General features: G+C 46.9%; 17 protein-coding genes, 1 pseudogene and 1 riboswitch. Of the genes and pseudogenes, 6 read left to right on the top strand and 12 right to left on the bottom strand.

Annotation, left to right across the window (positions count from 1 at the left end; genetic code table 11):
• Positions 1-459 precede the first annotated feature (459 nt).
• A riboswitch (glycine riboswitch) is annotated at positions 460-585 on the top strand.
• A gap of 249 nt (positions 586-834) precedes the next feature.
• The 3 genes and pseudogenes from K5Q99_RS02605 (at position 835) to K5Q99_RS02595 (ending at position 8,766) form a co-directional block, all read left to right on the top strand.
• Entirely contained in the window at positions 835-2,193 is a 1,359-nt protein-coding gene (locus K5Q99_RS02605; protein ID WP_220775952.1) for an alanine/glycine:cation symporter family protein, read from the top strand.
• A 141-nt stretch (positions 2,194-2,334) separates the two neighbouring features.
• Positions 2,335-7,707 carry a PAS domain S-box protein gene (locus K5Q99_RS02600; protein ID WP_220775951.1) on the top strand — a complete coding sequence of 1,791 codons (5,373 nt, stop codon included), beginning with the start codon at positions 2,335-2,337 and terminating at the stop codon, positions 7,705-7,707.
• Between the two features lie 43 nt (positions 7,708-7,750).
• Positions 7,751-8,766, top strand: a pseudogene (locus K5Q99_RS02595) (response regulator).
• 92 nt (positions 8,767-8,858) lie between these two features.
• On the opposite strand, the gene ygfZ reads toward K5Q99_RS02595, so the two are convergent.
• Positions 8,859-9,821 (bottom strand): tRNA-modifying protein YgfZ, encoded by a 963-nt coding sequence (ygfZ, locus tag K5Q99_RS02590; RefSeq protein ID WP_220775950.1) that lies wholly within the window; start codon positions 9,819-9,821, stop codon positions 8,859-8,861.
• A 176-nt stretch (positions 9,822-9,997) separates the two neighbouring features.
• Positions 9,998-11,227 carry a phosphoglycerate dehydrogenase gene (serA, locus tag K5Q99_RS02585; protein WP_012088338.1) on the bottom strand — a complete coding sequence of 410 codons (1,230 nt, stop codon included), beginning with the start codon at positions 11,225-11,227 and terminating at the stop codon, positions 9,998-10,000.
• A gap of 154 nt (positions 11,228-11,381) precedes the next feature.
• Between serA and K5Q99_RS02580 the strand changes: the two genes are divergently transcribed.
• Together K5Q99_RS02580 and K5Q99_RS02575 are read left to right on the top strand one after the other, a co-directional pair.
• Entirely contained in the window at positions 11,382-11,990 is a 609-nt protein-coding gene (locus tag K5Q99_RS02580; protein WP_220775949.1) for a DUF2238 domain-containing protein, read from the top strand.
• Between the two features lie 396 nt (positions 11,991-12,386).
• On the top strand, positions 12,387-13,052 hold the full coding sequence (locus K5Q99_RS02575) for a helix-turn-helix transcriptional regulator (RefSeq protein WP_220775948.1): 666 nt from the start codon (positions 12,387-12,389) through the stop codon (positions 13,050-13,052).
• A 172-nt stretch (positions 13,053-13,224) separates the two neighbouring features.
• Here the strand turns inward: K5Q99_RS02575 and K5Q99_RS02570 are convergent, their stop codons facing one another.
• The 10 genes from K5Q99_RS02570 to sfsA form a co-directional block, all read right to left on the bottom strand.
• Entirely contained in the window at positions 13,225-14,715 is a 1,491-nt protein-coding gene (locus tag K5Q99_RS02570) for a curlin (protein ID WP_220775947.1), read from the bottom strand.
• Positions 14,716-14,729: 14 nt separating this feature from the next.
• Positions 14,730-15,149 carry a curlin gene (locus tag K5Q99_RS02565; RefSeq protein WP_220775946.1) on the bottom strand — a complete coding sequence of 140 codons (420 nt, stop codon included), beginning with the start codon at positions 15,147-15,149 and terminating at the stop codon, positions 14,730-14,732.
• Positions 15,150-15,710: 561 nt separating this feature from the next.
• Positions 15,711-16,238: a DUF4124 domain-containing protein gene (locus tag K5Q99_RS02560; RefSeq protein ID WP_220775945.1), complete on the bottom strand. Its 528-nt coding sequence runs from the start codon at positions 16,236-16,238 to the stop codon at positions 15,711-15,713.
• 407 nt (positions 16,239-16,645) lie between these two features.
• On the bottom strand, positions 16,646-17,491 hold the full coding sequence (panC, locus tag K5Q99_RS02555; protein WP_220775944.1) for a pantoate--beta-alanine ligase: 846 nt from the start codon (positions 17,489-17,491) through the stop codon (positions 16,646-16,648).
• Positions 17,492-17,518: 27 nt separating this feature from the next.
• Positions 17,519-18,313 carry a 3-methyl-2-oxobutanoate hydroxymethyltransferase gene (panB, locus tag K5Q99_RS02550; RefSeq protein ID WP_106649539.1) on the bottom strand — a complete coding sequence of 265 codons (795 nt, stop codon included), beginning with the start codon at positions 18,311-18,313 and terminating at the stop codon, positions 17,519-17,521.
• A 56-nt stretch (positions 18,314-18,369) separates the two neighbouring features.
• Positions 18,370-18,858: a 2-amino-4-hydroxy-6-hydroxymethyldihydropteridine diphosphokinase gene (gene folK, locus K5Q99_RS02545; RefSeq protein ID WP_220775943.1), complete on the bottom strand. Its 489-nt coding sequence runs from the start codon at positions 18,856-18,858 to the stop codon at positions 18,370-18,372.
• Positions 18,858-20,417 (bottom strand): polynucleotide adenylyltransferase PcnB, encoded by a 1,560-nt coding sequence (locus K5Q99_RS02540; protein ID WP_220775942.1) that lies wholly within the window; start codon positions 20,415-20,417, stop codon positions 18,858-18,860. The genes folK and K5Q99_RS02540 overlap by 1 nt, the downstream gene beginning before the upstream one ends.
• Positions 20,418-20,436: 19 nt before the next feature.
• On the bottom strand, positions 20,437-21,351 hold the full coding sequence (gene gluQRS / locus K5Q99_RS02535; RefSeq protein ID WP_220775965.1) for a tRNA glutamyl-Q(34) synthetase GluQRS: 915 nt from the start codon (positions 21,349-21,351) through the stop codon (positions 20,437-20,439).
• 143 nt (positions 21,352-21,494) lie between these two features.
• Positions 21,495-21,938 (bottom strand): RNA polymerase-binding protein DksA, encoded by a 444-nt coding sequence (dksA, locus tag K5Q99_RS02530; RefSeq protein WP_006082967.1) that lies wholly within the window; start codon positions 21,936-21,938, stop codon positions 21,495-21,497.
• Between the two features lie 163 nt (positions 21,939-22,101).
• Positions 22,102-22,806, bottom strand: a complete 705-nt coding sequence (gene sfsA / locus K5Q99_RS02525) for a DNA/RNA nuclease SfsA (protein ID WP_220775941.1) — start codon at positions 22,804-22,806, stop codon at positions 22,102-22,104.
• Between the two features lie 177 nt (positions 22,807-22,983).
• Between sfsA and pepB the strand changes: the two genes are divergently transcribed.
• Positions 22,984-24,276 (top strand): aminopeptidase PepB, encoded by a 1,293-nt coding sequence (pepB, locus tag K5Q99_RS02520; RefSeq protein ID WP_220775940.1) that lies wholly within the window; start codon positions 22,984-22,986, stop codon positions 24,274-24,276.
• Positions 24,277-24,397 lie beyond the last annotated feature (121 nt).

Here is a 24,397-nt window from a genome sequence, read left to right as displayed (position 1 = left end):
CAACTCCTTTATATCCATTGGCGGCTTATGTGGTAAGCAGTGTTTGCAACATATCCTGGCTGCAATTTAGCATTGCAATCCCGTGTTCAAGATAAAGCATTTTCTATTCAGATAGATACTGATTTTTCCTGTAATGGGATCATAAACGGGATCATAAACGGGATCACAAAACATAAATCGTCACTTGCCGTAAAAATAGTCAATTGAATTAAATCCTCGACGAACTGTGAGCAAACGGCTTGAGCTGACGCCGCGTTTGTTGCATTCTGTGCGTCCTGTTAGCTTGGGAGTTAATCTCAATCTAACAATCCGTTCGGATGAAGGTAGCAGGAGAGTGGGGAATTGACCCCACACCGACGAGGCAACTTTGGTTTTATTTGAAGCGACGGTTTTATTGAATCGAATCTTCCCATAAAAACAAAGCACTCTTTCAGGTGCCGATAGGCGTGGACTGTTACTGGACGAGCCTCTGGAGAGACTACCAGTTGCACTCATTGTGCAATCAGGTGGCGCCGAAGGCGAAAGTGTCGTGGTGTTATTGAACCGCGACGCGAAACGCTCAGGCAAAAGGACAGAGGAGAGGATGACTGCACAGTCCCTGTCGTTTGTCGTCGTGGGCTATTTTTACCCTTTGCTTGAGATAGCGCACTTTTGCATCTATTAAAAGCACTCGTTTAGAGGACTCGCTTGCTGCGCATTTCGCGTTCAGCTGGGGCGATTCTCAGTCGAGATTAAGTAAAAATAGTTTGCAATAGCGTCCGACTGCGGCGCGTCACAGCCATTTCTTTTCCTCCTCCGTTTATTAATTTTGTTGTTTAATATTCGAGGAATATCATGAGTTTTCAAGCTTTTCTTGCCAGTATTAATGGCATCGTCTGGGGCCCAATCACCCTTTGTTTGCTGGTGGGCACGGGGATTTACCTCACTGCACGCCTCAAGCTTATCCAAGTTTTTCGTCTGCCTATGGCGCTGGGATTGTTATTTAAACCGGCAAAAGGTCATGGGGATTTATCGTCCTTCGCAGCGCTTTGTACTGCCTTGTCCGCCACCATAGGCACGGGCAATATTGTCGGTGTGGCGACGGCCATCAAAATGGGCGGTCCTGGGGCGTTATTTTGGATGTGGCTGGCGGCATTTTTTGGCATGGCGACTAAATATGCCGAGTGTATGCTCGCAGTAAAATATCGCATGACCGATGCGCGCGGGCAGATTGCGGGTGGCCCTATGTACTATATCGAGCGCGGTCTTGGTCTGCCTTGGATGGCGAAATTGTTCGCTCTATTTGGGGTTGGTGTGGCCTTTTTCGGTATTGGTACTTTTGCGCAGGTTAACGCCATCAGCGATGCGCTGACGATTGCCTTTGAAGTACCGACTTGGTTGACGGCGACCGTGCTGACAGTGCTCGTTGCCGCCGTTACTTTAGGTGGGGTTAAGCGCATTTCTAATGTGGCGCAAAAGCTAGTGCCTGCCATGTCGATTGGTTATGTGCTGGCCTGCGTGTGGATTTTAGTGGGATTTTCTGAGCAAATTTTACCCGCCTTAGGTTTAGTGATTGAATCGGCCTTTACGCCACTCTCGGCAGCGGGAGGTTTTTTAGGGGCGACAGTGGCGCAGGCGATTCAAATCGGTATTGCTCGCGGCGTGTTTTCCAATGAATCAGGTCTTGGTAGCGCGCCGATTGCAGCGGCTGCCGCTAAGACCAATGAACCCGTTGAGCAAGGTTTAGTCAGTATGACGGGCACCTTCTTCGATACCATCATTATTTGCACTATGACGGGCTTAGTGCTGATCATCACAGGTGTGTGGAGTGGTGAAACTGCGGGCGCGGCGATGACGAGCGCGGCGTTTGCCCTCGGCGGCTCAGCGGTTGTGGGTCAGTATCTGGTGACCATTGCGCTGGTGTGTTTTGCCTTCACGACGATTCTAGGCTGGCATTATTACGGCGAGCGCTGTTGGTACTACTTAGTCGGCGAGCGCGGTTTACGCTTGTATCAAGTGGTGTTTTTGGTGTTGATCGCGGGTGGTGCTTTTATCAAGCTCGATGTGATTTGGTTGCTGGCCGATACGGTTAATGGCTTGATGGCGATTCCAAACTTGATTGCCATTGTGGGCTTGAGGCATATCATCATCGCCGAAACCCAAAGTTATTTTGCCCGTATCTTACCGAATCAAACTTTAGAAACGGCTTCTTAGAGACGGCTTATTAGTGTTGTTAAAACAATAAATTACTTCACATTATTTTAACGTTCGCATTGTCGTCACTGGTTTCTTGGTTTACTTTATATGCACTATTTAAAAATAGTGCATATAAAATCGAGGACTTTAAGGCGACGCATGGACAAAAGTAAACTTCGTACTTTTCGCAGCAGAATCTTATCCCACATAGCCTTGCCTCTCATTTTAATCATGGCGAGCGTTTATGCTGTCAATGCTTGGTTTAGTTATCTCTCCACAGAGAATCGGCTTTACCATAGCCTTACGCAGGAGGCGAGTCACTCGGCTTCGCGTCTGCAATTGTTACTCGAGCACGCACAAGCTAATACCCAAGGCCTTGCTGATTTTATTGGTTTTTTGTCAAGCAAAGAAGATATGAATGACACTGAGAGCGTTAAAAGTGTCTTGATGAATCGACTCAAACGTAATCCTGATTTCTTTGGCTCCGCAGTCGCGTTTAAACCCAACACCTTCCCCAATCGCAAACTCTTTTCTCCCTATGTTTACCGCGACACCAGTGGTAGCGACGATCTCCATTATCTCGATATTGGTGCCGAGGGTTACGATTATACCGATGGCACTTGGGATTGGTGGAACAATGCCATCAATCAAGCGGCGGGCTACTGGTCAAAGGCATACTTTGATGAGGGGGCGGGCAATATTCTGATGGTGACTTATTCGGCTCCCTTTGGTGAGGCCGAGCATTATTTTGGTGTCGCGACGGTTGACTTAGCCTTAGATGGCTTGCCAAAGCAATTAGGAATTGCGCCTAATCGGCTGGTGGTTTTAGACGATCAAGGGCGACTGATTTATCATGTCGATAGGGAAAAAGTGTTGGCCACGACTTCAACACAGTGGCTCGATAAAAATAAATACAGGAATGCTGACTTTTGGGCCTTACAAGCGAAAGGACTTGATGGTCAGGCAAGGTTTGTTGACGATAAGGATGTGGTTTACCTCGCGAGTATTGCAACCGTTCCGCAGCTAAAATGGCGCGTCATAGTGCTAGCGCCAGAGCAAGAATTATTCAGTTCCCTGCTCGATGATATGGCATCCATAATACTCAATTTGAGTTTGCTAACCCTTTTATTATTGTTGACTTGCTATCTGGCCGCTAAGCGGCTGACTCGGCCCTTAGAGCTACTCGAGTCGGGTATCTTGTCCTTTGGACAGGGTAAAACCCAGCAGCTCATTGTACCTAAAGGTGCTGTAAGTGAGATTGTGACACTGAGCAATACCTTCAATCAAATGGCGGAATTACTCGCCGAACGTGAGCAAGCCATTCTTGATTCCCGTGGCAACCGCTTTGCTCGTTTGATTGATGGTATGAGCGATAAGTCTTTCTATTGTTCCCTCGGTCCTGACGGCCAGCTGGCACAGGTGAGTGAGGGCGTGACTAAGGTGCTGGGGATCTCCCCTGATCTGCTCAAGCGCAAATATCAAAGACTGTTTTCGGCCAATCCCCTCAATGAGAAAAACTGGCAATACACTGATTTGGCTTTAAAAGGCCAAAATGTTCCTTCGCATCAAGTGGAAATGCTGGATGATCAAGGGCATTTAAGAAGGCTCGATGTGTTTATGCAACCATTAATGTCTGACACCAATGAGTTAATGTCGGTGGAGATGTTATTTACCGATGTCACAGAGCAGTTCTCGGCGGCGGTCTGGTCAAATGCGGTACTGGAAGCCGCGCCCGAGGCCATGTTGATTGTCGATGAGCTAGGGCAAATCGTGTTCACTAACAGTCGCTGTCTGCAGCTATTTGGATACGAAACGGGCGCTATGCTGGGGTTGCAGGTTGAGGCGTTATTGCCGCAAGAATTGGGAGAAAGGCATGTACTTGAACGGCAAACATTCCTGCGTGAAGGCCGTGATAGAAGTATGGCAAATGCCCGTCATGTGCGGGCGTTAAAAGCCGATGGTAATGAATTTATTGCGGAAATAGCGCTGAGTATTCTTCCCACCGCCTTTGATGGACAAAGGCAAGTGGCGGCTTCAATACGCGATATGACACAAAAACTGGCCGTTGAGCAGAAGATCCGTGATAGCGAACAGCGTTTTCGTGGGCTAGTGACGAATATTCCCGGCGCTGTTTATCGGACTCGCATCGGGGATGTATGGTTCATGGAATATATCAGTGACAATATTGCCGAGATTACGGGTTATGCAGCGAGTCAGTTTATTGAAAATCGCCAACGTACCTTTGCTTCGCTGATTTTAGAGGAGGATAGGCCTACCTGTCATTTGCATATTGATAGAGCACTCGCGCAGCAAGAAACCTTTGAAGTGGAATATCGTATTCGCCACCGCGATGGCAGTATTCGCTGGGTACATGAGAAAGGTAAGGCGAGTTATACCGAAGAGGGCATTCCACTCTGGTTTGACGGCAGTATCGACGATATTACCGAGAGTAAACTCGCGCTGGTACAGTTAGAGCAATCGCGTCAACAGATGACCAATATTACTGAGTCTATTCCTTGCACTGTGTATCAATTGCAGTGGCAATCGCCCACAGACCGAAGATTTACCTTCCTCTCTGGTGCGGCAATGAAGATGCTAGGGCTGCATCGCGATGATCTGATGAGTAATTTTGACATCATAGCCGAGCGGATTTTTGACGAAGAAAGGCCAGATGTTGTGCGGGCATTGTCGGGTCAGAGTGAAGACAGACTGCAATGGATACGCGAGTTTCGTTATCGCCACCCCAATGGCAGCATACGTTGGATGGAAGCGGGCGCGAGCGGTCATTTGGGTGAAGAGGGTGCCATCACGTGGAATGGTTATGTGATGGACATTACCCAACGTAAAACCATAGAGCAAGAGTTAGCCCTCAGTGAGGCGCACTTTAAGGCGCTGTTCGATGGGGCGACCATTGGCATAGTCAATGTGGATATTAAAGGCGTTATTTTAGATTGTAATGACCAATTCTGTGCAGATATGGCGCTGTCACGTAACCATTTACGTAATACTGCTATTTTTGAGGTTCTCAGTGAGCAAGATCAACCCATAGCCAAGGCGCAATTTCAGGAGTTGGTTGAAGGTAAAATTGATCATTATCGCGGTGAGCGCAGTTTTATTCGTCCTTCCGGTGCACCTTTGTGGATGACAGTCAATGTGTCGGCATTGCTTGATGCCCAAGGGCAATTTGAATCGGCCGTGATCAGTATGGTCGATATGACAGAACTTAAATTGCTCTCAGATGAACTACTACTCGCCAAAGAGCAAGCCGATGCGGCCAGTAAAGCCAAGGGCGACTTCTTGGCGAATATGTCCCACGAAATCCGCACCCCAATGAATGCCATTATTGGCATGTCCCAGCTGTGCTTACAGACCGAGTTAGATAAAAAACAGAAGAATTATGTGGAGAAGATTGAGCGGGCATCGCAATCTTTGCTGTCAATTATCAATGATATTCTGGATTTCTCAAAGATTGAGGCGGGTAAGTTAGACATAGATTCAGTCCCATTTCAGCTCGATACTATGTTGGAAGATCTCAGCGATATGTTCTCTGAGAAAGCCGCCCATAAGCAGATTGAATTATTGTTCGCCGTTGCGCCCAACGTGCCTCGTTATCTGTTAGGGGATTCGCTGCGATTAGGCCAAGTGTTGATTAACCTGATGAATAACGCCATTAAGTTCACCGAACGCGGTGAGGTCTTGCTGTCGCTCAGTTTAGTTGAGCAGCAAGATGATGATGTCGTGCTGCGTTTTAGTGTGCGTGACAGTGGCATAGGCTTAACTGAGCAGCAGCAAGCAAAATTATTTAAATCTTTTACCCAGGCGGATACTTCAACCACCCGTAAATACGGTGGCACAGGTTTAGGTTTGGCTATTTGTAAGCAGCTCGTCGAACTGATGGGCGGGAAGATAGGGGTTGAAAGTCAGTTCGGTCATGGCAGCACTTTTTATTTCACAGTTAAGTTGCACATTTCCGATGGTCAGAAATTAGTCCTCGAACAAGAGCTTGAAGGCATGTCTGTGCTGGTGGTCGATGATAACGCGACCGCCAGAGATATTATGCGCACTACACTCGAAAGTATGGGCTTTAGGGTCGATACAGTGCGCTCGGGTGAAGAAGCGATAAACCGCTGTTTATTGCAAGCCTATGAAGTGGCGTTAATCGATTGGAAAATGCCTAACATGGATGGGCTGGAAACCGCGCGTCAAATCCAATTGCAGGCTCAGACTCAGATTCAGACTCAGACTCAGTCGCAATCTCAAACACAACCTCAGTCTCAGCCCAAAATTTTAATGGTCTCTGCCCATGCGGATCATGAGTTCCTCACTCAAATTGAGCAACTGGCTTTAGCGGGATACATCAGTAAACCCATCAGTGCCTCACGCTTACTCGATGGCATAATGAATGCGATTGGCCGCGAAGGCATATTGCCCGTGAGGCGCCGCACCGAAGAGTTGGCTCCGCAGTTGTTAGTGCCACTGCAAGGAAAACGTATCCTATTAGTGGAAGATAACGAGATGAATCTCGAAGTCGCCAGCGAGTTTTTAGAGCAAGTGGGGATTATTTTATCCATAGCGACCAATGGTCAAATCGCCTTAGACAAACTGTCGCAGCAGCATTTCGATCTAGTATTAATGGACTGCCAAATGCCGGTGATGGATGGCTATCAAGCCACTCAGGCGATAAGAAAAAGGCCTGAGTTGGCAAATTTACCTGTCGTCGCCATGACAGCCAATGCGATGGCGGGTGATAGGGACATGTGCATCAGGGCGGGCATGAACGACCATATAGCCAAACCGATAGAAGTGAATGTTCTCTATCAAACCCTGTTGAAATACCTCGCACCCGCATCAGAAACGGCTGCAGTAGATACCTTTACTCAATCGATATTGAGTAACACTAAGGGTGAGGCAGGCAATAGTGCAGAACAAACCGTATTGCTTAAGTGGCCAGAGCATCCAGAGCTGGATATCGATAGAGGTTTGCAACTGGTGCAACACTCGACGCGGCTTTATCAACGTATATTTGATCGTTTTGTGAGCAGTCAGCGTAATGTGGTGGAACAGGTTCGCAAAGCCATCGCGGCGAATCAAGTCGAAGATGCGGTGCGTATTGCCCATACCCTTAAAGGCTTAGCGGGCAATTTAAGCTCGGCTAAATTGGTGGAGTTAGCGCGTTTACTTGAGTTGCATTTAACTGAGAATGCGCCCTTTGAAGATGAGTTAGTTCAAATTCAACCGCTAGTGGCTTCTATTTGCGATGCGATTGAATACGCCAAACCCGCAGCGGTAAATCAAGCCGAACCCCAAGCCGTTGATTTATTATCTGCTGAAGATTTAAGGGCGGCATTACAGGCCTTGCGGCAGAACTTAGATGATGCCGATGCCAGTGCAGTGGCAAAGATTGATGCCTTAAAGCCACAGGTGAGTAGTGCAATGTGGCAAGCGTTAAGCCCTGCCTTGTCTATGATTAATCAGTACCAGTTTGATGAGGCGATCGACTTGATTGATGATGTCATTGCTCAGTTAGGATAAAAAAGTAGCACACTGAATTCAAACGCATGAAGTGGAGTTGTTAATGGAAAAGGCAACAATATTAGTCGTCGATGACACACCGGAGAATATCGATATTTTGATCGGTATTTTGGGTGATGACTATAAAGTCAAAGTGGCGATCGACGGGCCAAGGGCGTTAGCCTTAGTGGCAAAGTCGCGGCCAGACTTAATTCTGCTTGATGTGATGATGCCGGGAATGAATGGCTATGAGGTCTGCAAACTGCTAAAGCAAGATCCGCTGACCAGCCATATTCCAATCATTTTTGTGACTGCTTTATCTGAATCCTCCGACGAAGCCCAAGGGTTTGCTTTGGGTGCAGTGGATTACATCACTAAGCCCGTGAGTGCGCCTGTGGTTAAGGCGCGAGTGAAAACCCATCTTGCGCTCTATGATCAAAAACGCCTACTCGAACAACAAGTTAAAATCCGTACCCACGAGTTAGAAGAAACCCGTTTTGAGATCATCCGCCGTCTCGGTCGCGCCGCCGAATATAAGGACAACGAGACAGGTTTACATGTGGTACGCATGAGCCACTACGCCCGAATATTGGCGATAAAGCTTGGGTTACCTAGTACTTTCTGCGACTTAATTTTTAATGCGGCGCCGATGCACGATATCGGTAAAATCGGCACCCCCGATGCTGTGCTGAAAAAGCCGGGTAAGCTTGATGCCGAGGAGTGGCGCATCATGCAGCAACATGCCGCTATCGGCGCCGAAATTATCGGGGAACATAGTGTCCGTTATTGCAGATGGCCCGTCGTATCGCCTTAACTCACCATGAGAAGTGGGATGGTTCAGGTTACCCTAATGGCTTGGTGGGAGAGGATATTCCCCTTGAAGGGCGTATCACTGCGATTGCCGATGTGTTCGATGCCTTGACTTCGCAAAGGCCCTATAAACAGGCTTGGACGATCGAAGCGACGATGGAGTTATTTGACAATCAAGCAGGAAAACATTTCGATCCTAAGCTGGTGGAAATGTTTAAAGAAATCCTGCCTGAGGCGATCGCTATTCGAGATACTTATTTGGAAAACTGATACTCGAATGCTTGAGTACAAGATAAGTTAAAGGCGCCATTGGCGCCTTTATTCTGTTTCAATCTCTAATAGTATTTTATTAAATCAAAGCCTTACGCTTCGTCTAATGAGTAGGGAAGAGCTTGAATGGTTAAGCTTGATTGCTCATCATCGGCAAAACGCAGTTTAGCATCGCTTTCGGTATCGTTGGCAAGTACTGCGGTTAACAACACTTGGTTGCTGCGCTGTACAAACTCAATAATATGGCCGCCACGGCGAAAGCCATCTTCCATCGCGATTTCAAGGCCAGACTCAAGGCTGATTTGCTGATCAGTATGGCCGCGCAGAATATACAGGGCGCGTTTATTACCACCGCGATACTTCATCCGCGCTATGGTTTCTTGCCCCATGTAACAGCCTTTATTGAAGCTAATGCCGTTAACCGCTTGTAGATTGCACATCTGCGGTACGTATTGGCTGGCATGGCTGGCGGCAAGGTTGGGATAACCCGCGGTGATTTCTAACGCTTGCCAAGCACTGGCATCAAATACGCTTAGCTTTGATTTGGCCACTAAAGCTGCGGCAGCCTCTGGGGTTAACATTAAAATGAAACGGTCAGCGTCTTTTAAAATCGCGCCATGTTCAATGGGCGTGAATTCTTGATGAATGTCGCCAAAATGTTCGTGTACAAACAGGCTTGCTTGTTCACCGGCGACCCCTAGTAGAGTCCATTCAGCGGATGCATTGCTTAAGGTGGCTTTGCTAAACACGGCATATTTTTGTAACTGGGGTAAATCGACTTCGATGGTATCCTTTGGCATCAGCATAAAGAGCGCATCTTGGATGGCAAAGGTTCTGAAACTGGCCAGCATTTTACCTTTTGGATCGCAATGTGCGCCCCAGCGCCATTGATTATCGGCTAATGAGCTGATGTCAGTGGTCACTTGGCCATGGATGAAACTGCGGCCTTGTTCTCCAACCACTTTGATAAGGCCCATATGAGATAAGTTGGCAAGCATGAGTGGAGGCAAAGAAGCGTCCAGATCCCAATGGGGCGTAGAAACTGAAATAGTCATAGCGAGATCCTGAAAATGAAGGCGATGTGAGAGGCTAGATTGTAACGGAATTCCTGTTGGCTCAAAAGCATAAGGCGCACATATCTATGAATGATATGTGCGCCTCAGTCTTTGTTCTTTAGCCAAAACGCTTAATGCGGTTGGGCTTAACTATTAAACAGCACGCGGGTACGCAGTTAAAACAGCACGCGGGTACGCAGTGTGCCTTCAATGGCCTTTAACTCAACTAAGGCTTCTTCGGCTTGGTGAGTGTCGACTTCCATGACCACATAACCAATCTCAGCGGTGGTTTGCAGATATTGTGCGGCAATGTTGATGCCTTTTTCCGAGAAGGCTTGGTTGATCTTGATCAGCACGCCTGGACGGTTTTGGTGAATATGCAGTAAGCGTGAGGTGCCTTTATGCATAGGCAGCGATACTTCAGGGAAGTTAACTGCAGATACGGTCGAGCCATTGTCTGAGTATTTAGCGAGCTTGCCAGCGACTTCGATACCAATGTTTTCTTGGGCTTCAGCGGTACTGCCGCCCACATGCGGTGTCAGCAATACGTTATCAAGACCTCGAAGTGGGCTGATAAATTCATCGTCATTAGATTGCGGCTCAACTGGGAACACATCAATTGCCGCGCCCGCAAGGTGGCGCTCTTTGAGTGCGACCGTTAAGGCCTCGATATCGACTACAGTGCCGCGTGAGGCGTTGATAAAGATGCTGCCCTTTTTCATCGCCGCAAATTCAGCTGCGCCTATCATGTCTTTGGTTTGTGGGGTTTCAGGTACGTGTAAACTCACTACGTCAGCCTGCGCCAGTAACTGTTCCATTGAATGAATTTGTTGTGCATTGCCTAGCGGCAGCTTGTCTTCGATATCGAAGAACACCACGCGCATGCCCAGCGTTTCAGCCAGAATTCCAAGCTGAGTACCGATATGGCCGTAACCTATTACGCCTAAGGTTTTACCGCGCACTTCGTAGCTGCCAGCGGCGGTTTTCATCCAGCCACCACGGTGGGCGATGGCGTTACGCTCAGGGATACCGCGCATCAGCATAATGATTTCGCCAATCACGAGTTCGGCAACACTTCGCGTGTTGGAGAATGGTGCGTTAAATACTGGGATACCAAGGGATTCGGCGGTGGCAAGATCAACTTGGTTGGTTCCGATACAGAAGCAACCGATCGCGATCAACTTCTCGGCACGTTTCAGCACCTCTGCAGTTAATTGGGTACGTGAACGAAGTCCCACAAAATGTGCATCTTTGATGGATTCAATTAATGCTTCATCGCCTAATGAGGCTTTATGGTATTCGATGTTGGTGTATCCCGCACGCTCAAGTACATCGACCGCAGATTGGTGGACGCCTTCCAACAGCAGGATCTTGATCTTATCCTTGTCCAGCGAATGTTTCGCCATGATATGGGTACCCTCTAATTAATAGAAATGTTTCTTATGATATGCTGACAACCTTCACCCACCAAAATAGCACTTTTTTTACTCAGTGTGGAGGGCTAGATGGCTAAAGTTAATATTCTAAATTAAGAACAATATCGCATAAGAGGAAGAAACATTGAATAACAAAATCGCGTGGTGTGCTATTTACCTCTTAGTGCTCGTTTGGTCGGCGATAAATCCCGCAGATCCTTTCACTTGGTGGCTCGAAGCGGCTCCCGCATTAGTGGCTGTACCACTGCTATTTTTTACCCGCAAACGCTTCCCGTTGACGCCGCTGGTGTATGTTTTAGTGTTAGCCCATTGCTGTGTGCTGTTTGTCGGCGCGCATTACACCTATGCTGAAGTGCCATTATTCGACACGATTGCCCATTGGATGGGTTCAGAACGTAATAATTACGACAAGTTAGGTCACTTTGCGCAAGGTTTTATCCCTGCCATGCTAGCGCGTGAAATTATGCTGCGTAATCAAGCGGTCAAACCCAGTGCTTGGTGTGCGTTTTTGGTCACATGTTTTGTGCTCGCGTTTTCGGCGTTTTATGAACTCATTGAATGGTGGGTTGCAGTGGCAACAGGTGAAGGCGCTGAAGCCTTTTTGGGTACCCAAGGCTATGTGTGGGACACTCAATCAGATATGTTAATGGCATTAATTGGCGCAATTGTCGCACTCGTTTTATTGTCTCGTTTTCAAGATAAGCAAATAGCAGCACTTAAACTCAGACGCTAGTGGCCGTGAGTTGCTGATTGTTTCAGCTTGAGTCATAAGTTCATCCTTCCATAAAGCTTCTAACATGAGTGTGATGGCATTTAGCTGTCACACTTTCTTATTGCCTGGGTGTTATTTTTGTGTTGCAACTTTCGATGGGTGTCTTCATAGTTTGAAAGTACTAGATTTCGTGAGTCGGTTAAACCTAATGGAGTTTTATGCTGTTATTCCAATTATCTTCCGTCAGTTAGTCGAACTTACTAGGATTAAAGAGGGAATAGTACATTTGGGTGATGTTTTTCAGTCTTTAACTAGTCAGAATCAACTAGGTTAATGGAATGTTTAAAAATCTAACTAAAGAGGCTGGTCAAACATACCATTTTGCTAATAGAAAATACTTTTCAGGGAGGAGAGTCATTGAGCACAATTAATGAATTAGTTTTTTTACATCAAATGGCGGCACCATGTCATTTAGCGTTACTCGCTGAATCCATAGGCTTGAAAACTCGTATCGTTAAGCATGCGGCGGAATTAGATTTAGATAAGAGTCGTCGAAGTTTTTATCTGATCACCCAAAAAGGCGCTGCACTCGATAACAAGGGGATCCCTTTACTGGCTTCGCGCTTAGTGTCACATTTTCCCGTGGCGCTGTATCAAGTCGAGCGAGACTCTTTAGATCAAGAGTCCGCTATGTTACTTGGCATTCGAGGCATTTTATTTGCCGATCAACGTATGGATTTGATGTTAACAGGTTTACGTAAAATGGTGGCAGAGGAGCTATGGTACGACAGAACACTACTGAGTAAGATGTTCCGTCGTGTAGTACAAAAGCTTGATGGCAACAATGAGATGCCCTCCGATACTGTGGCTATGCTGCAGATGCTAACTTCCCGTGAGCGCACTATCATTCAATTTGTGTCGAGTGGCGCGAGGAATAAAGAAATCGCCCACCGATTGTGCATCAGCGAACATACGGTGAAGGCTCATATTTCCTCTATCTTCCGTAAAACCCAGTCCCGTAATCGTGTTGAGTTGTTGCGTTGGGCACAAACCTATCAGACTCACTTTGAGCTGTGCAGCTAGGTAGTTAAAGATATTGATCGTTAGCTTTTCGCTTTGAGTGGTTAATGTTAATAATTACTGGTTAATCAGAATAGAAAAGCGGGAATGTTTATTTAAACATTCCCGCTTTTTGTTCAACACCCTTTTGATAAACCACCAAAGAGTGTAGCTGTGGTGGTTTTAACAGGATTGACTAGTATTGCACTACAGTAGCAACGTTCATATTACCTGATTGATTAACGCTGATGCTGTTGTTATTACCAGCTTGAGAACCTAGTACTAAGTTATCGTTACCTGTTTGAGTGATCAACAGGCTGTTATTATCACCGCTTACTTCAAATGAACTACTTGCGTCACCACCAATCCAGTTACCGTTACCTGATTGAGCAATTTGTGCAGTGTTTTCATCACCTTCGATAATCAAATCGATAAGGTTAAGATCGCCATTTTGCAGTGCAGTGACATCGGCATTATTGTTGCCAGCAATGGAAATGACGGCTTCGTTTTGAGCGCCATCTTGCTCAACATCCACTTCGTTATCGCTACCTACTGCATCGACATAGGCAAAGTTAGTATCACCTTCTTGGCTAACTTCAATACTGTTATCTTGACCATCAGCAAAGGCAACGATTTCGTTGTTATTGCCTTTAGAAGATAAATCGAAGTCGTTATCTGTGCCGTAGGCGCCAAAGGTTGCGAAGTTAGCATCGCCTTTTTGTTTCAAGTCAACGTCGTTGCTATCGCCCCATACTTGGAACTCTGCACCGTTGACATCGCCTTTTTGAGTGATAGTAATATCATTATCATCACCTTGGATATCAGCCACTAAAGTATCGCCGATTGTGTTGCCGCTGCCATTTTGGGTAATATCGACAGTGTTGTCATCACCCGTAGTCATAGCAAGATAAGCTGTGTTGCCGTTACCTTTTTGATCCATTGAAATATCGTTGTCGCTGCCAGCAAGAGCGTAAACGAAGCCAACATGGTTATCACCTTTTTGGACCATGTCTACTGTGTTGTTGTCGCCTGCAATACCTTTAGCCGCGCCAAAGTTATTGTTACCCGCTTGATTAACAGAAATGTCGTTGTTGTTACCCACGTTAGCGGTTAAATCAAGGGCGATTAGACCCGCTTGGTTGTTGTCACCTACTTGGGTAATTTTTCCGTCGTTGTTGTTGCCTTCAACGCGGAATACTGCAAAGTTAGCATCGCCTTCTTGCTCAACAAACACGGTGTTTTCAGCGCCAGTGATTTCAACTTGGCTTTCGTTGACTTCGCCTAATTGGTTAACGACTACTGTATTATCGTTGCCAGTAGCATCATTACTGCTTTGGTTAAAGAAACCGTCTTGCGACACATTTACAAAGTTGTTGTCACCGACAACATTTGCACTTGCCACATGCCAATCAGCTTGTTGCGTTATCTGGACTTTGTTTTCAACACCCGTTGAATTGATAACGGCTTCATGCCACACACCGTCTTGGATAACGGTTGCGGTTTGATCGTTACCTGTTTGCACAACCGCTGCAGCGTTAAGGCCACCCGTTTGTGAGACTAAGGTGTCTTGGGCTTGGCCTGACTGTACTACGCTAATTTCGCTCACTGTACTGGCAGCAAAGGCTTGACCGCTTAAACCTGTTGCAATGGCCAAAGCAATAAGTGATTTTTTAGCTTGTGATTTCATGTGACGCTCCCTGTTTAATATTGAGTTATTGAGATTGCAGCACCGTCTGCAATCTGTTGAATCGAAAAATTGCCGCTTCCTAGCTGGTTCAGTTGCACGAGATTGTCATTGCCAATTTGTGTTACTGAAGCCGTATTTTGACTGCCCACTTGCAGTAGTTGCACTTCATTGTTTGAACCAATCTGTGAGATTAGCGCATCGTTTTCATTGCCGACTTGTGTCACATCGGCTTTGTTATCGTTGCCTGATTGGAACAGTAATCCTTGGTTAGCATTGCCTTGTTGCACCAGTTCGATAAGGTTATCGCGACCGGAACGTTCCAGTAATGCCTGCAGGGTTATAGGTAACTCATTGACATTCAGCTCTTGTGCTGAGGTCATACAACTACAGAGCAGGAGCAGCGGTACCAAAAAGCGTATAGAGGTATTTGGCACGGGTGACTCCTTGCATCAAATATCTTGGGCTGTCTAAAACAACAGACACTCCAAATTCAGCCCTGAAGATACGAGTCCCGTTAACATGTCGCAATTGGCCAAAAGGGTATTTATTACGCAAAGGATTCACAGCGGATAAATGATGAATGTATTGCTATTTAATTGATTAATATGTTTTTATCTGTTTTCTAGATGGTGTTTGTTTAGGTAGGGTAGTCTAGTTGGTCTAGTAGTTAAGTCGTATTCGTTACTAAGCAATCTCATCATTTTTAAACAAGGGTGCAACAAAATTAAGCAATGCATCGACTGTCGCGTGATATTTTTCGGGGAAAAAAATTATAGGAAATATTGTGGGAATAGTGTTGTGGGATTGACTCAATTCAAGAGCTATTTAGCGGTATTACAGCGTGTTAAAAGGTGAACTAGAAGGTTTGAACTTCGGCTGTCCTTAAAGAGTGATGAAGAGTCCATGAGCGGTTTAATGAGTTAAAAAATTCAACCATAGTGGTCGAATTCCTTGGTGAATGAGTGACAAGCTGAGCACTAACCTTTTATATGAGATCAGTGTTTCTCTGGCTCCTTCGATTCTTCAGGGGAGACCTCTGCACTGATCTGGCTTTTTCTATCCTTCAGTTGCTGCATTGCGCTGTTATTGTTCACAGTCAGCGCATTGAAGCGAGTATTGATATCGTCCATTTCGTTGATGTATTCAGGATCGCTTTTTTCTTTATTTTGCCAATAACGTTTACGCTCTAGTTTTTGTAATTCACTGGCGCGCAGAATTTCAAAATAGCAGTTCTCCTGTTTAAGTCGATAGATCTCGCCATCGAGTAATTGCAGCAATTTTTCTTTAGAAATGGTTTGGCGATTCAGTAGTGCTTGCAGGGGATCGACTGGAATGTCCCTTTTATCTGAGTCGACTTCTGTGGTGATCCCCAACTGATATTCGATTTTATGTTGGCTAAATTCCTGCGGGCAAGCGGTTTGGCTAAAGACAATTTTGTCATCTTTACGGCATTTATAAATGGTATTTGCCTGTACTGCACTTGGCAAAATAACACAGATTAGGGTGAGTATCAGTCTTACCATTAGGCCACAAATCCTTTGTACACTTGCATAGCGATTATGATTTAGTTCTTTGATTACAATCGATAAATAGTAAGCTTAATGCTTGCACCATTAAGTCTATTCAATCAGTGATTTATGCCTCGTCCCATGGGACGTTGGTTTTTTGGGCCATTAAACCTAAGGTATTAAAGTATTAGCTATATATCAGTAAAGGGGCAAATTTACTGTGTTTATTGTAGTGGCCAAGATTTTACTTATCGCTAACATCTGCATCATACTATGGCGTAAGTTTAGGGATAAAACCAGTTTTTTGACGATTCAATTTTTTGGCGCTAAGGTTGATTCTAAACGATAAATTTAATGGTGCGCGGCAGATTCAAAGCATAAAAAAGGGAGCGAGAGCTCCCTTTTTTGATTGACGCTAAGTATCAGCGATCGAACCTTAAGTTATCGATAAGCCGTGCTTTACCTATATAGGCGGCGGCTAAAATCACTAAGGCTTGATCCTGATGTTGGGCCTGTTCTAGCGTGTGAGCGTGGCGAATTTCGAGATAATCCGGCGTAAAACCGGCCGCGATTAACTTGGCTTTTGCTAGCTCGGTCACTTGTTCAAAACTTTCACCTTGCTTGATCCCAGTGGCCATGGCATCTATGGCTTGTTTTAGTGCAGGCGCTGCGGCTTTTTCTGCGGCAGTGAGGTAACCATTGCGCGAACTCATGGCTAAGCCTGAGTCTTCACGTATGGTATCAATACCGATAATTTCAATCGGTAATGACAAGTCTTCAACCATAGTTTTGATCACTAACAGCTGTTGATAGTCCTTATTACCGAATAGCGCCACATCGGGCTGTACAATGTTAAACAGTTTACAAACGATAGTCGCAACACCACGAAAATGTCCCGGACGGCTCGCACCACAAAGCACGTCGGAAATCCCTGGGACTTCGACATAGGTTTGCTGCTCTAGACCCTTGGGATACATCACGGCTGGCGTCGGGGTGAATAACAGTTCAGCGCCAGCGGCGGTGAGGGCTTCACTGTCGGCGGCCAGTGTGCGTGGGTAAGCATCTAAATCTTCGTTCTGACCAAATTGCATTGGATTAACGAAAATTGAGACCACCACATGGTCACACTTGCTCGCGGCTTCTTTGACTAAAGTAATGTGTCCCTGATGGAGATTGCCCATGGTGGGCACAAAGGCGACGGTTTCGCCCTTGGCACGCCATGCACGCACTTGGGTGCGAATATCATCAATATGGGCGCTAGTGATCATTGAGCCTTACCTTGCATAAATCGGTTATTAATTAAAAGTGTGTTCGTCGCCAGGGAATGTTCCTTGGGCAACTTCGTCGATATAGGCGCGCACGGCCGAGCGAATTTCACCAGTTTGTTTTAGGTAGTTTTTCGAGAAACGCGGAATATAACCACTTGAAATACCTAACACATCATGCATGACCAAAATTTGTCCATCGGTTGATGCGCCTGCGCCAATCCCAATAACCGGAATCGTTAAGGCTTGAGTGATCGCCGTTGCGAGTGGCGCAGGAATACATTCTACAACCAATAGTTGAGCACCGGCCGCTTCTAATGCTTTTGCTTCGTCGAGAATGCGCTGGGCATTTTCGGCGTCGCGGCCCTGCACTTTAAAACCACCAAATACATGGACTGACTGAGGTGTTAAGCCTAAGTGAGCACACACGGGAATACCGCGTTCCGTGAGCTTAGTGACAGTTTCAAGCAACCAGTGGCCACCTTCGACTTTGACCATGTTCGCGCCAGCCTGCATCAACTCAGTGGCGTTAACCATAGCTTGTTCTGGTGTGGCGTAACTCATAAAGGGCATATCGGCGATCAGCAGGGCACGTTCGATACCGCGACGGACACAGCGAGTATGGTAAGCGATATCTGCTGTAGAGACGGGCAGGGTATCGTCATGGCCTTGGAGAACCATTCCTAGAGAATCGCCGACGAGCAGCACATCTACACCTTCGCTATCGAACGCGCTGGCAAAACTGGCATCATAGGCTGTCAGTGCCGTGAATTTTCTACCTTCCTGTTTGTATTTCAACAGGGTTGAGCTAGTAATTTTAGACATATGGATGATCTTCAAACCAAATAGAAGTGGTGTTATAAGCTAACTGGGGACGGACTTCAATGATCAATGCCCAGTTGTTGTAACTCGGCCAACATTTTTGTATCGATAAGACTGCCGATTGCAGTGTTGCACGGCAGAATAAGATTTGGTGCGATTGCAGCTAAAGGCACGAGCACAAAGCTGCGCTCTTTCATACCGTAGTGGGGCACTTTGAGTCTGGGAATGTCAATATTCTCATTGCCGTACAAGAGTAAATCGAGATCTAAGGTTCTGGGCCCCCAACGCTCAAGACGCACTCGACCTTGGGTGTTTTCGATATGCTGCAATGCATCGAGTAAGGCTAATGGCTCAAGATCAGTATCGAAACTGACCACCGCATTAACATAATCGGGTTGCACGACATCGCCCATAGGCGTCGAATGATAATAAGGGGAAACCAGTAGACTATTGCCTAAGGCTAATGCGGACAATGCCGTGACGGCATTGTCCAATTGCGCCTTGGGATCTTCAAGATTCGCGCCTAATGCGACGTAGACGCGGGGCATTATTCAGCCGTTTTAACTTTAGGTGTGCCACTCGCTTTAGGTGTGCCACTCGCTTTAGGTGCGCTCGTCGGCGCTGAACCATCGGCATTCGGTGCACGAGGACGGCGACGACGTTGGGTGGCATTACGGTTGCGGTTTGGCGATTTACTGCCGCTACGCGCTATAGCTAAACGTTCTGTTTCATCGGCTTCGACAAATTGTTGCCACCAAGCGGCACTTTTAGCGACATTACCCGCTTCGACTTCGCCCCTGAGTAAGAGTAAATCGTATGCGGCTCTAAACTTAGGATGTTCCATCAGTTTAAAGGCGCGAGTGCCTTGGCTACGATCAAAGCGTAACTGTAACTGCCAAATGTCTTTTGCTGGCGTACTAAAGCGGCGTGGAATGCTAATGGTTTGGCATTGCTGCTCCATCACATCGCCCATAGCGGCAAAGAAGGCATCGTATAAGGTCAGGCCACTTTCAACGGCAATATCTTCGGCGCGTTGACGCAGTGGATACCAGAGAAGCGCAGCATAGAAGAATGAAGGCGTCACCGGCTTATCTTCGTTAACTCTTTGATCTGTGCTCTTCATAATGGCTTGCACCATTTTCATGGTCGTGCCTTTAGGATCATCTTTTAGCAGAGCGGCCACTTGCGGAAACAGCGGCGCGAATAGCTTGTATTCTTGCATCAGTTCGAAGTTGGCTAAGGCTTTGCCTGCAAAGAAGAGTTTCAGCACTTCTTCGTACATACGCGCTGCGGGAATATCTTTTAGCAGTGGCGCTAATTGTTTAATCGGCGCAGCTGTTACTGTTTCGATACCCATGTTGAGTTTAGTGGCGAAACGCACCGCCCTTAACATACGCACCGGATCTTCACGGTAACGGGTTTCTGGATCGCCAATTAATCTCAACGTACCCGCTTTGAGATCGGCCATACCGCCGCCGTAGCTGCGGATCGAGTAATCGCTGATATCGTAATAGAGGGCATTGACGGTAAAGTCGCGGCGCTCGGCATCTTCGTCGATTTCGCCATAAACGTTATCACGTAGCAAACGCCCTTCGGCATTGGCTTTAGATACTTTCTCATTGCTTTCGCCATGGTGACCACGAAAGGTCGCCACTTCGATAACATCGCGGCCGAAAACAATATGGGCCAGACGGAAACGACGGCCAACGACTCGGCAGTTGCGGAACAGTTTTTTGATTTCTTCCGGTGTCGCATTGGTCACTACGTCGAAATCTTTCGGTTCAATCCCTAAGAGTAAATCGCGTACACCACCGCCGACTAAATAGGCTTTAAAACCTGATTTATTCAGTCTGTATAACACCTTAAGGGCATTTTCGCTGATTTGTTTGCGCGAGATGGTATGGGCATCTCTTGGCACTAACTCTAAGCTTAACGCTCCAGAACTTTGTTCAGGCGTTGTTGGTTCAATCTGAGCTGGAGTCGGAGCGGTCGTTTTAGGCGCGTCTTCAAATAGCTGTTTGCAGAATTGGCTGATACGGCGAAAAATGGGACACCTCGAAATATGATCTGTTATTTGATTAAAAATCTGGCGGCTATCATATACCAAATGTGGCCTAATGAGTATATCAGGGCTCGATCAGTATCTCAGATTGTTGCGGTATAGTGGATAATTGAAATTGCCCCACGGCTTGAGCGAGCATTTGTGCCACAGAACCTTGGGTCTCAACGGGTTGTTGGCCTAAAAATGCCAGCGCCGCATTGAGACTCGACTGCGGATTAAGCGTATCAATTGCCTGTGCATGATTTTGTTTTGAGAGCTTAAAACCTTTACTTAAACAGGCGAGTGGCAAGTGCAACCATTGCGGTGCCGCTAAGCCAAAATGTTGATACAAACTCAGTTGGCGACAACTGGCTTCGATTAAATCACAACCTCGAACCACTTCAGTGATGCCTTGATAAGCATCGTCGAGCACCACGGCTAATTGATAGGCGTACAGGCCATCGCTGCGTTTGATAATGAAATCCTCGGCGGCAAAATGGCTATCGACGCAAATATGCCCCATGAGGTTATCGTCAAATTGCTGCACTTGCGCGGTATTGACTATCCGCACCGCCCCAGACTTAACCACATTTCTAGCTTGTGTTTGTGGCAAGCTGTGACAGCGGCCATCGTAGACGCCGCCCATGGCTTGAATTTGCTTGCGACTACATTGGCAGAAATAGGCTTTATCTTGGGCGAGCAGCGAATCTATTTGTGCTTGATAGGCCGCGGTGCGCTGGCTCTGATAAAGCGGCACATCATCCCACTCAAATCCATAGGCTTCTAAGGTGCGTAAGATATCATCGGCAGCGCCTTTGACTTCCCGCGGAGGATCGATGTCTTCAATGCGAATCAACCATTTACCCTGTTGCGACCGCGCACGCAGATAGCTGCCAAGGGCGGCGATAAGCGAGCCAAAGTGCAAGGCACCCGAAGGCGAAGGTGCAAAACGGCCGACATAGGGGCGAGAAGTTGAAGTTAGAGAAGATAAAGTCGCCATAGTACTGAGTAAGCAGCTAGTGTCAGTCAAAGTGGGCGTATTTTAGAGGGATACAAGGATAAAAGCGAATCGGGGTAAATTGGAGTGAGCTTAGGAGTTGTTAGAAACAAATAGGCGGGGAAATCCCCGCCCAGTATGCTTGATTAACCAGCCATTTGTTTCTCTTTGATCTCTGCAAGCGTTTTACAGTCGATACATTGATCGGCTGTTGGACGCGCTTCGAGACGGCGAATGCCGATTTCGATACCGCAAGAATCACAGAAGCCGAAATCGTCCTCTTCAATTTTTTGCAGTGTTTTTTCGATTTTTTTGATCAGCTTACGTTCTCTATCGCGAGCACGAAGTTCGAGGCTGAACTCTTCTTCTTGTGCTGCACGGTCAACAGGATCGGGAAAGTTTGCGGCTTCGTCCTGCATGTGGCTAAGAGTACGGTCGACCTCTTCACGCAACTGATTGCGCCAAGCTTCAAGAATTGTCTTGAAGTGACCCAGTTGCTTAGCGTTCATATACTCCTCACCCGGCTTTTCCTGGTAAGGATTTACACCTGCGATAGCGAGTACGCCAAGTTTTTTGGTGCCTTCAGGCATAACGCATCTCCTGTAATCATTTGCGTTTGTAGGGCGTCCTTAAGAACGGCCGCTATCTATAGCAGAATCTTCACATCGAGGCAAACTTTTCATTCTGCTTTGATTGAATTTTTTGACTATGTTCGCTAATTCAAATGAAATCAAATTTAACTCAGCCTTAACATCATACTCGTACATCGCAGGCTTGGGCTAGGTGAATATCAGTCGGGGACATTTCGCAGCGATAGGCAAGCACTTCCACTCCAGCTAACACAGCTATTTTCAGTAACTTAGCATATTCAGGGTCGATATGTGCTGCGGGTGCAACACTGAATATGTCACTGTGCTGCACCACAAACAGCAATACAGCTCTGTGGCCTTGACTCACCATGTGCATCAATTCACGTAGATGTTTTTGACCGCGTAGGCTCACAGCATCAGGAAAATAACCTTGGCCATCTTCGAGCAAAGTACAACTTTTGACTTCTATATAACAGGCGGGTTTTTGAGCACCCTGTAGCAGGATATCGATGCGACTATTTTCATCACCGTATTTGACTTCACGGCTTAGGCTGTCATAACCCGTTAGTTCAGTAATGATACCTTTATTGATGGCTTCTTCGGCTAAGGTGTTGGCCTGACCCGAGTGGATACCGATTAAGCCAGCATTGGGCGTGGTCATCAGTTCCCAGGTATGGGCATATTTACGTTTAGGGTTATCAGAGGTAGAAAACCATACGGTTTCACCGGGATACAGGCAATTACGCATAGAGCCGGTATTGGGGCAATGTAGGGTGATCTCACTGCCATCGCTTAGCTGCACATCGGCCAGAAAACGCTTATAGCGGCGCAATAAAATGCCCTGTTGTAGTGGCGGTGTAAATTCCATCGGTAGACCTATATCGGCTGTTCTAGGCCGCAAAGCCTAGCAAATTTCGCAAATGTTTACAGATTTTACCTGAGTAACTTCAGCCAATCGCTTTGCGTCATCGCCTGCTAGCAGTAAACTGCCGCCATAAAGTTTGTTCTGATTGTTCTAAAACGAATCGAAAAATAAGGATCCCTAATGAGTGAACTAAAAGTAACAGAATTAATGAAAGTGCAATTAACCAAAGAAGCACCAGCCGCCCACTGGGGCAAGGCTGATGTGACTTATACTGCCGACGGTGCGCAAATTCATTTAGCAGGTGGCGATGAGCTACGCCAAATTCAAATGGCGGCCCGTAAACTGCGCAGCCAAGGCATTAGCAGTGTGGAATTAGCTGGGCAGTTTTGGGATCTCAATAGCCAGTGGGGGTTTGCCCAAGGTTTCGCGACGGCAAAACCTGGTTATCAAATCCATTGGTGTGGTGAGGAAGCTGTACAAGCTGAATTGCAGCGCAGACTCGATGTGGCAACTTTTGCCCGTCAACTGATCAACGATACGCCTGAAAACCTATCACCAGTGAAGCTTGCCCAACAAGCGGCGAAATGGTTGGCTGACGTTGGCGGTGACAAAGTGAGCTATCGGATTATCGAAGGCGAAGCGCTGCTGGAAGAACAGTGGATTGGTATCCATGCAGTGGGCCGCGGCAGTGAGCGTCCACCAGCAATGTTAGAGTTAGACTTCAACCCATTAGCCGCCGATGCACCTGTGTCTGTGGCGCTTGTGGGTAAAGGGATAACTTTTGATTCTGGCGGTTACAGCATCAAAGCCTCTGAAGGTATGTTAGGTATGAAATGCGACATGGGCGGCGCGGCGACTGTGACTGCCGCGCTCGGTTTAGCAATCAAATCTGGCCTAAACAAACGCGTTAAGCTCTTCTTATGTTGTGCTGAAAACTTGATCAGTGGCCGTGCTTATAAGTTAGGTGATATTCTGACCTACAAAAATGGTGTAACAGTTGAAGTGGTTAACACAGATGCGGAAGGGCGCTTAGTGTTGGCCGATGGTCTGCAAGCTGCTTCTGCGACAGGCGCACCTTTTATTATCGATGCAGCGACCCTTACAGGCGCCGCAGTGATGGCAGTGGGTTCTAACTACAACGCGATTTTCTCGCCACAGACTGATGTGTTGCAACTGGCCCAGCAAAAAGCCACGAGTGTTGCCGAGCGTGTATGGCCGCTGCCGCTGGATCCTTGGCACAAAGAAATGTGTCCATCAGCCTATGCTGACACAGCCAACAGCCGCGCAATGAAAGGCGGCGGTGCCGGTGGGGCTTCTAATGCTGCCGGTTTCTTATGGCGTTTCGTGTCACCCGAAGCTAAATGGTTACACGTTGATTTAGCGGGCGCCTTTGAAGATTCTGCTTCTGCTATGTGGGGCGCGGGTGCAACGACCCACGGCGTATTGACTATTAGTGAATTGATTAAAGGCTAAGCCTAGCGCTAAGACTAAATCAGATAAGTTAGCTAAGATCCATTAAGGTTCTGCAGACTGGATTAAAATCGCCTACGGGCGGTTTTTTATTGGTTGAAAGATTAGGCCAATAGTTTACTTG

Origin of the sequence: Shewanella hafniensis (assembly GCF_019655335.1) — a bacterium.
GTDB classification, from domain to species: domain Bacteria; phylum Pseudomonadota; class Gammaproteobacteria; order Enterobacterales; family Shewanellaceae; genus Shewanella; species Shewanella hafniensis.
This window is presented reverse-complemented; position numbering and strand designations above follow the sequence as displayed.

Bases quoted from the DNA above. Each gene is read 5' to 3' on its own strand.
- serA (WP_012088338.1), bottom strand. From the start codon at position 11,227: ATGGCGAAACATTCGCTGGACAAGGATAAGATCAAGATCCTGCTGTTG.
- dksA (WP_006082967.1), bottom strand. From the start codon at position 21,938: ATGCCTGAAGGCACCAAAAAACTTGGCGTACTCGCTATCGCAGGTGTA.
- panB (WP_106649539.1), bottom strand. From the start codon at position 18,313: ATGTCTAAAATTACTAGCTCAACCCTGTTGAAATACAAACAGGAAGGT.
- K5Q99_RS02600 (WP_220775951.1), top strand. From the start codon at position 2,335: ATGGACAAAAGTAAACTTCGTACTTTTCGCAGCAGAATCTTATCCCAC.
- gluQRS (WP_220775965.1), bottom strand. From the start codon at position 21,351: ATGGCGACTTTATCTTCTCTAACTTCAACTTCTCGCCCCTATGTCGGC.
- K5Q99_RS02605 (WP_220775952.1), top strand. From the start codon at position 835: ATGAGTTTTCAAGCTTTTCTTGCCAGTATTAATGGCATCGTCTGGGGC.
- K5Q99_RS02570 (WP_220775947.1), bottom strand. From the start codon at position 14,715: ATGAAATCACAAGCTAAAAAATCACTTATTGCTTTGGCCATTGCAACA.
- panC (WP_220775944.1), bottom strand. From the start codon at position 17,491: ATGATCACTAGCGCCCATATTGATGATATTCGCACCCAAGTGCGTGCA.
- pepB (WP_220775940.1), top strand. From the start codon at position 22,984: ATGAGTGAACTAAAAGTAACAGAATTAATGAAAGTGCAATTAACCAAA.
- K5Q99_RS02560 (WP_220775945.1), bottom strand. From the start codon at position 16,238: ATGGTAAGACTGATACTCACCCTAATCTGTGTTATTTTGCCAAGTGCA.
- ygfZ (WP_220775950.1), bottom strand. From the start codon at position 9,821: ATGACTATTTCAGTTTCTACGCCCCATTGGGATCTGGACGCTTCTTTG.
- folK (WP_220775943.1), bottom strand. From the start codon at position 18,858: ATGCCCCGCGTCTACGTCGCATTAGGCGCGAATCTTGAAGATCCCAAG.
- sfsA (WP_220775941.1), bottom strand. From the start codon at position 22,806: ATGGAATTTACACCGCCACTACAACAGGGCATTTTATTGCGCCGCTAT.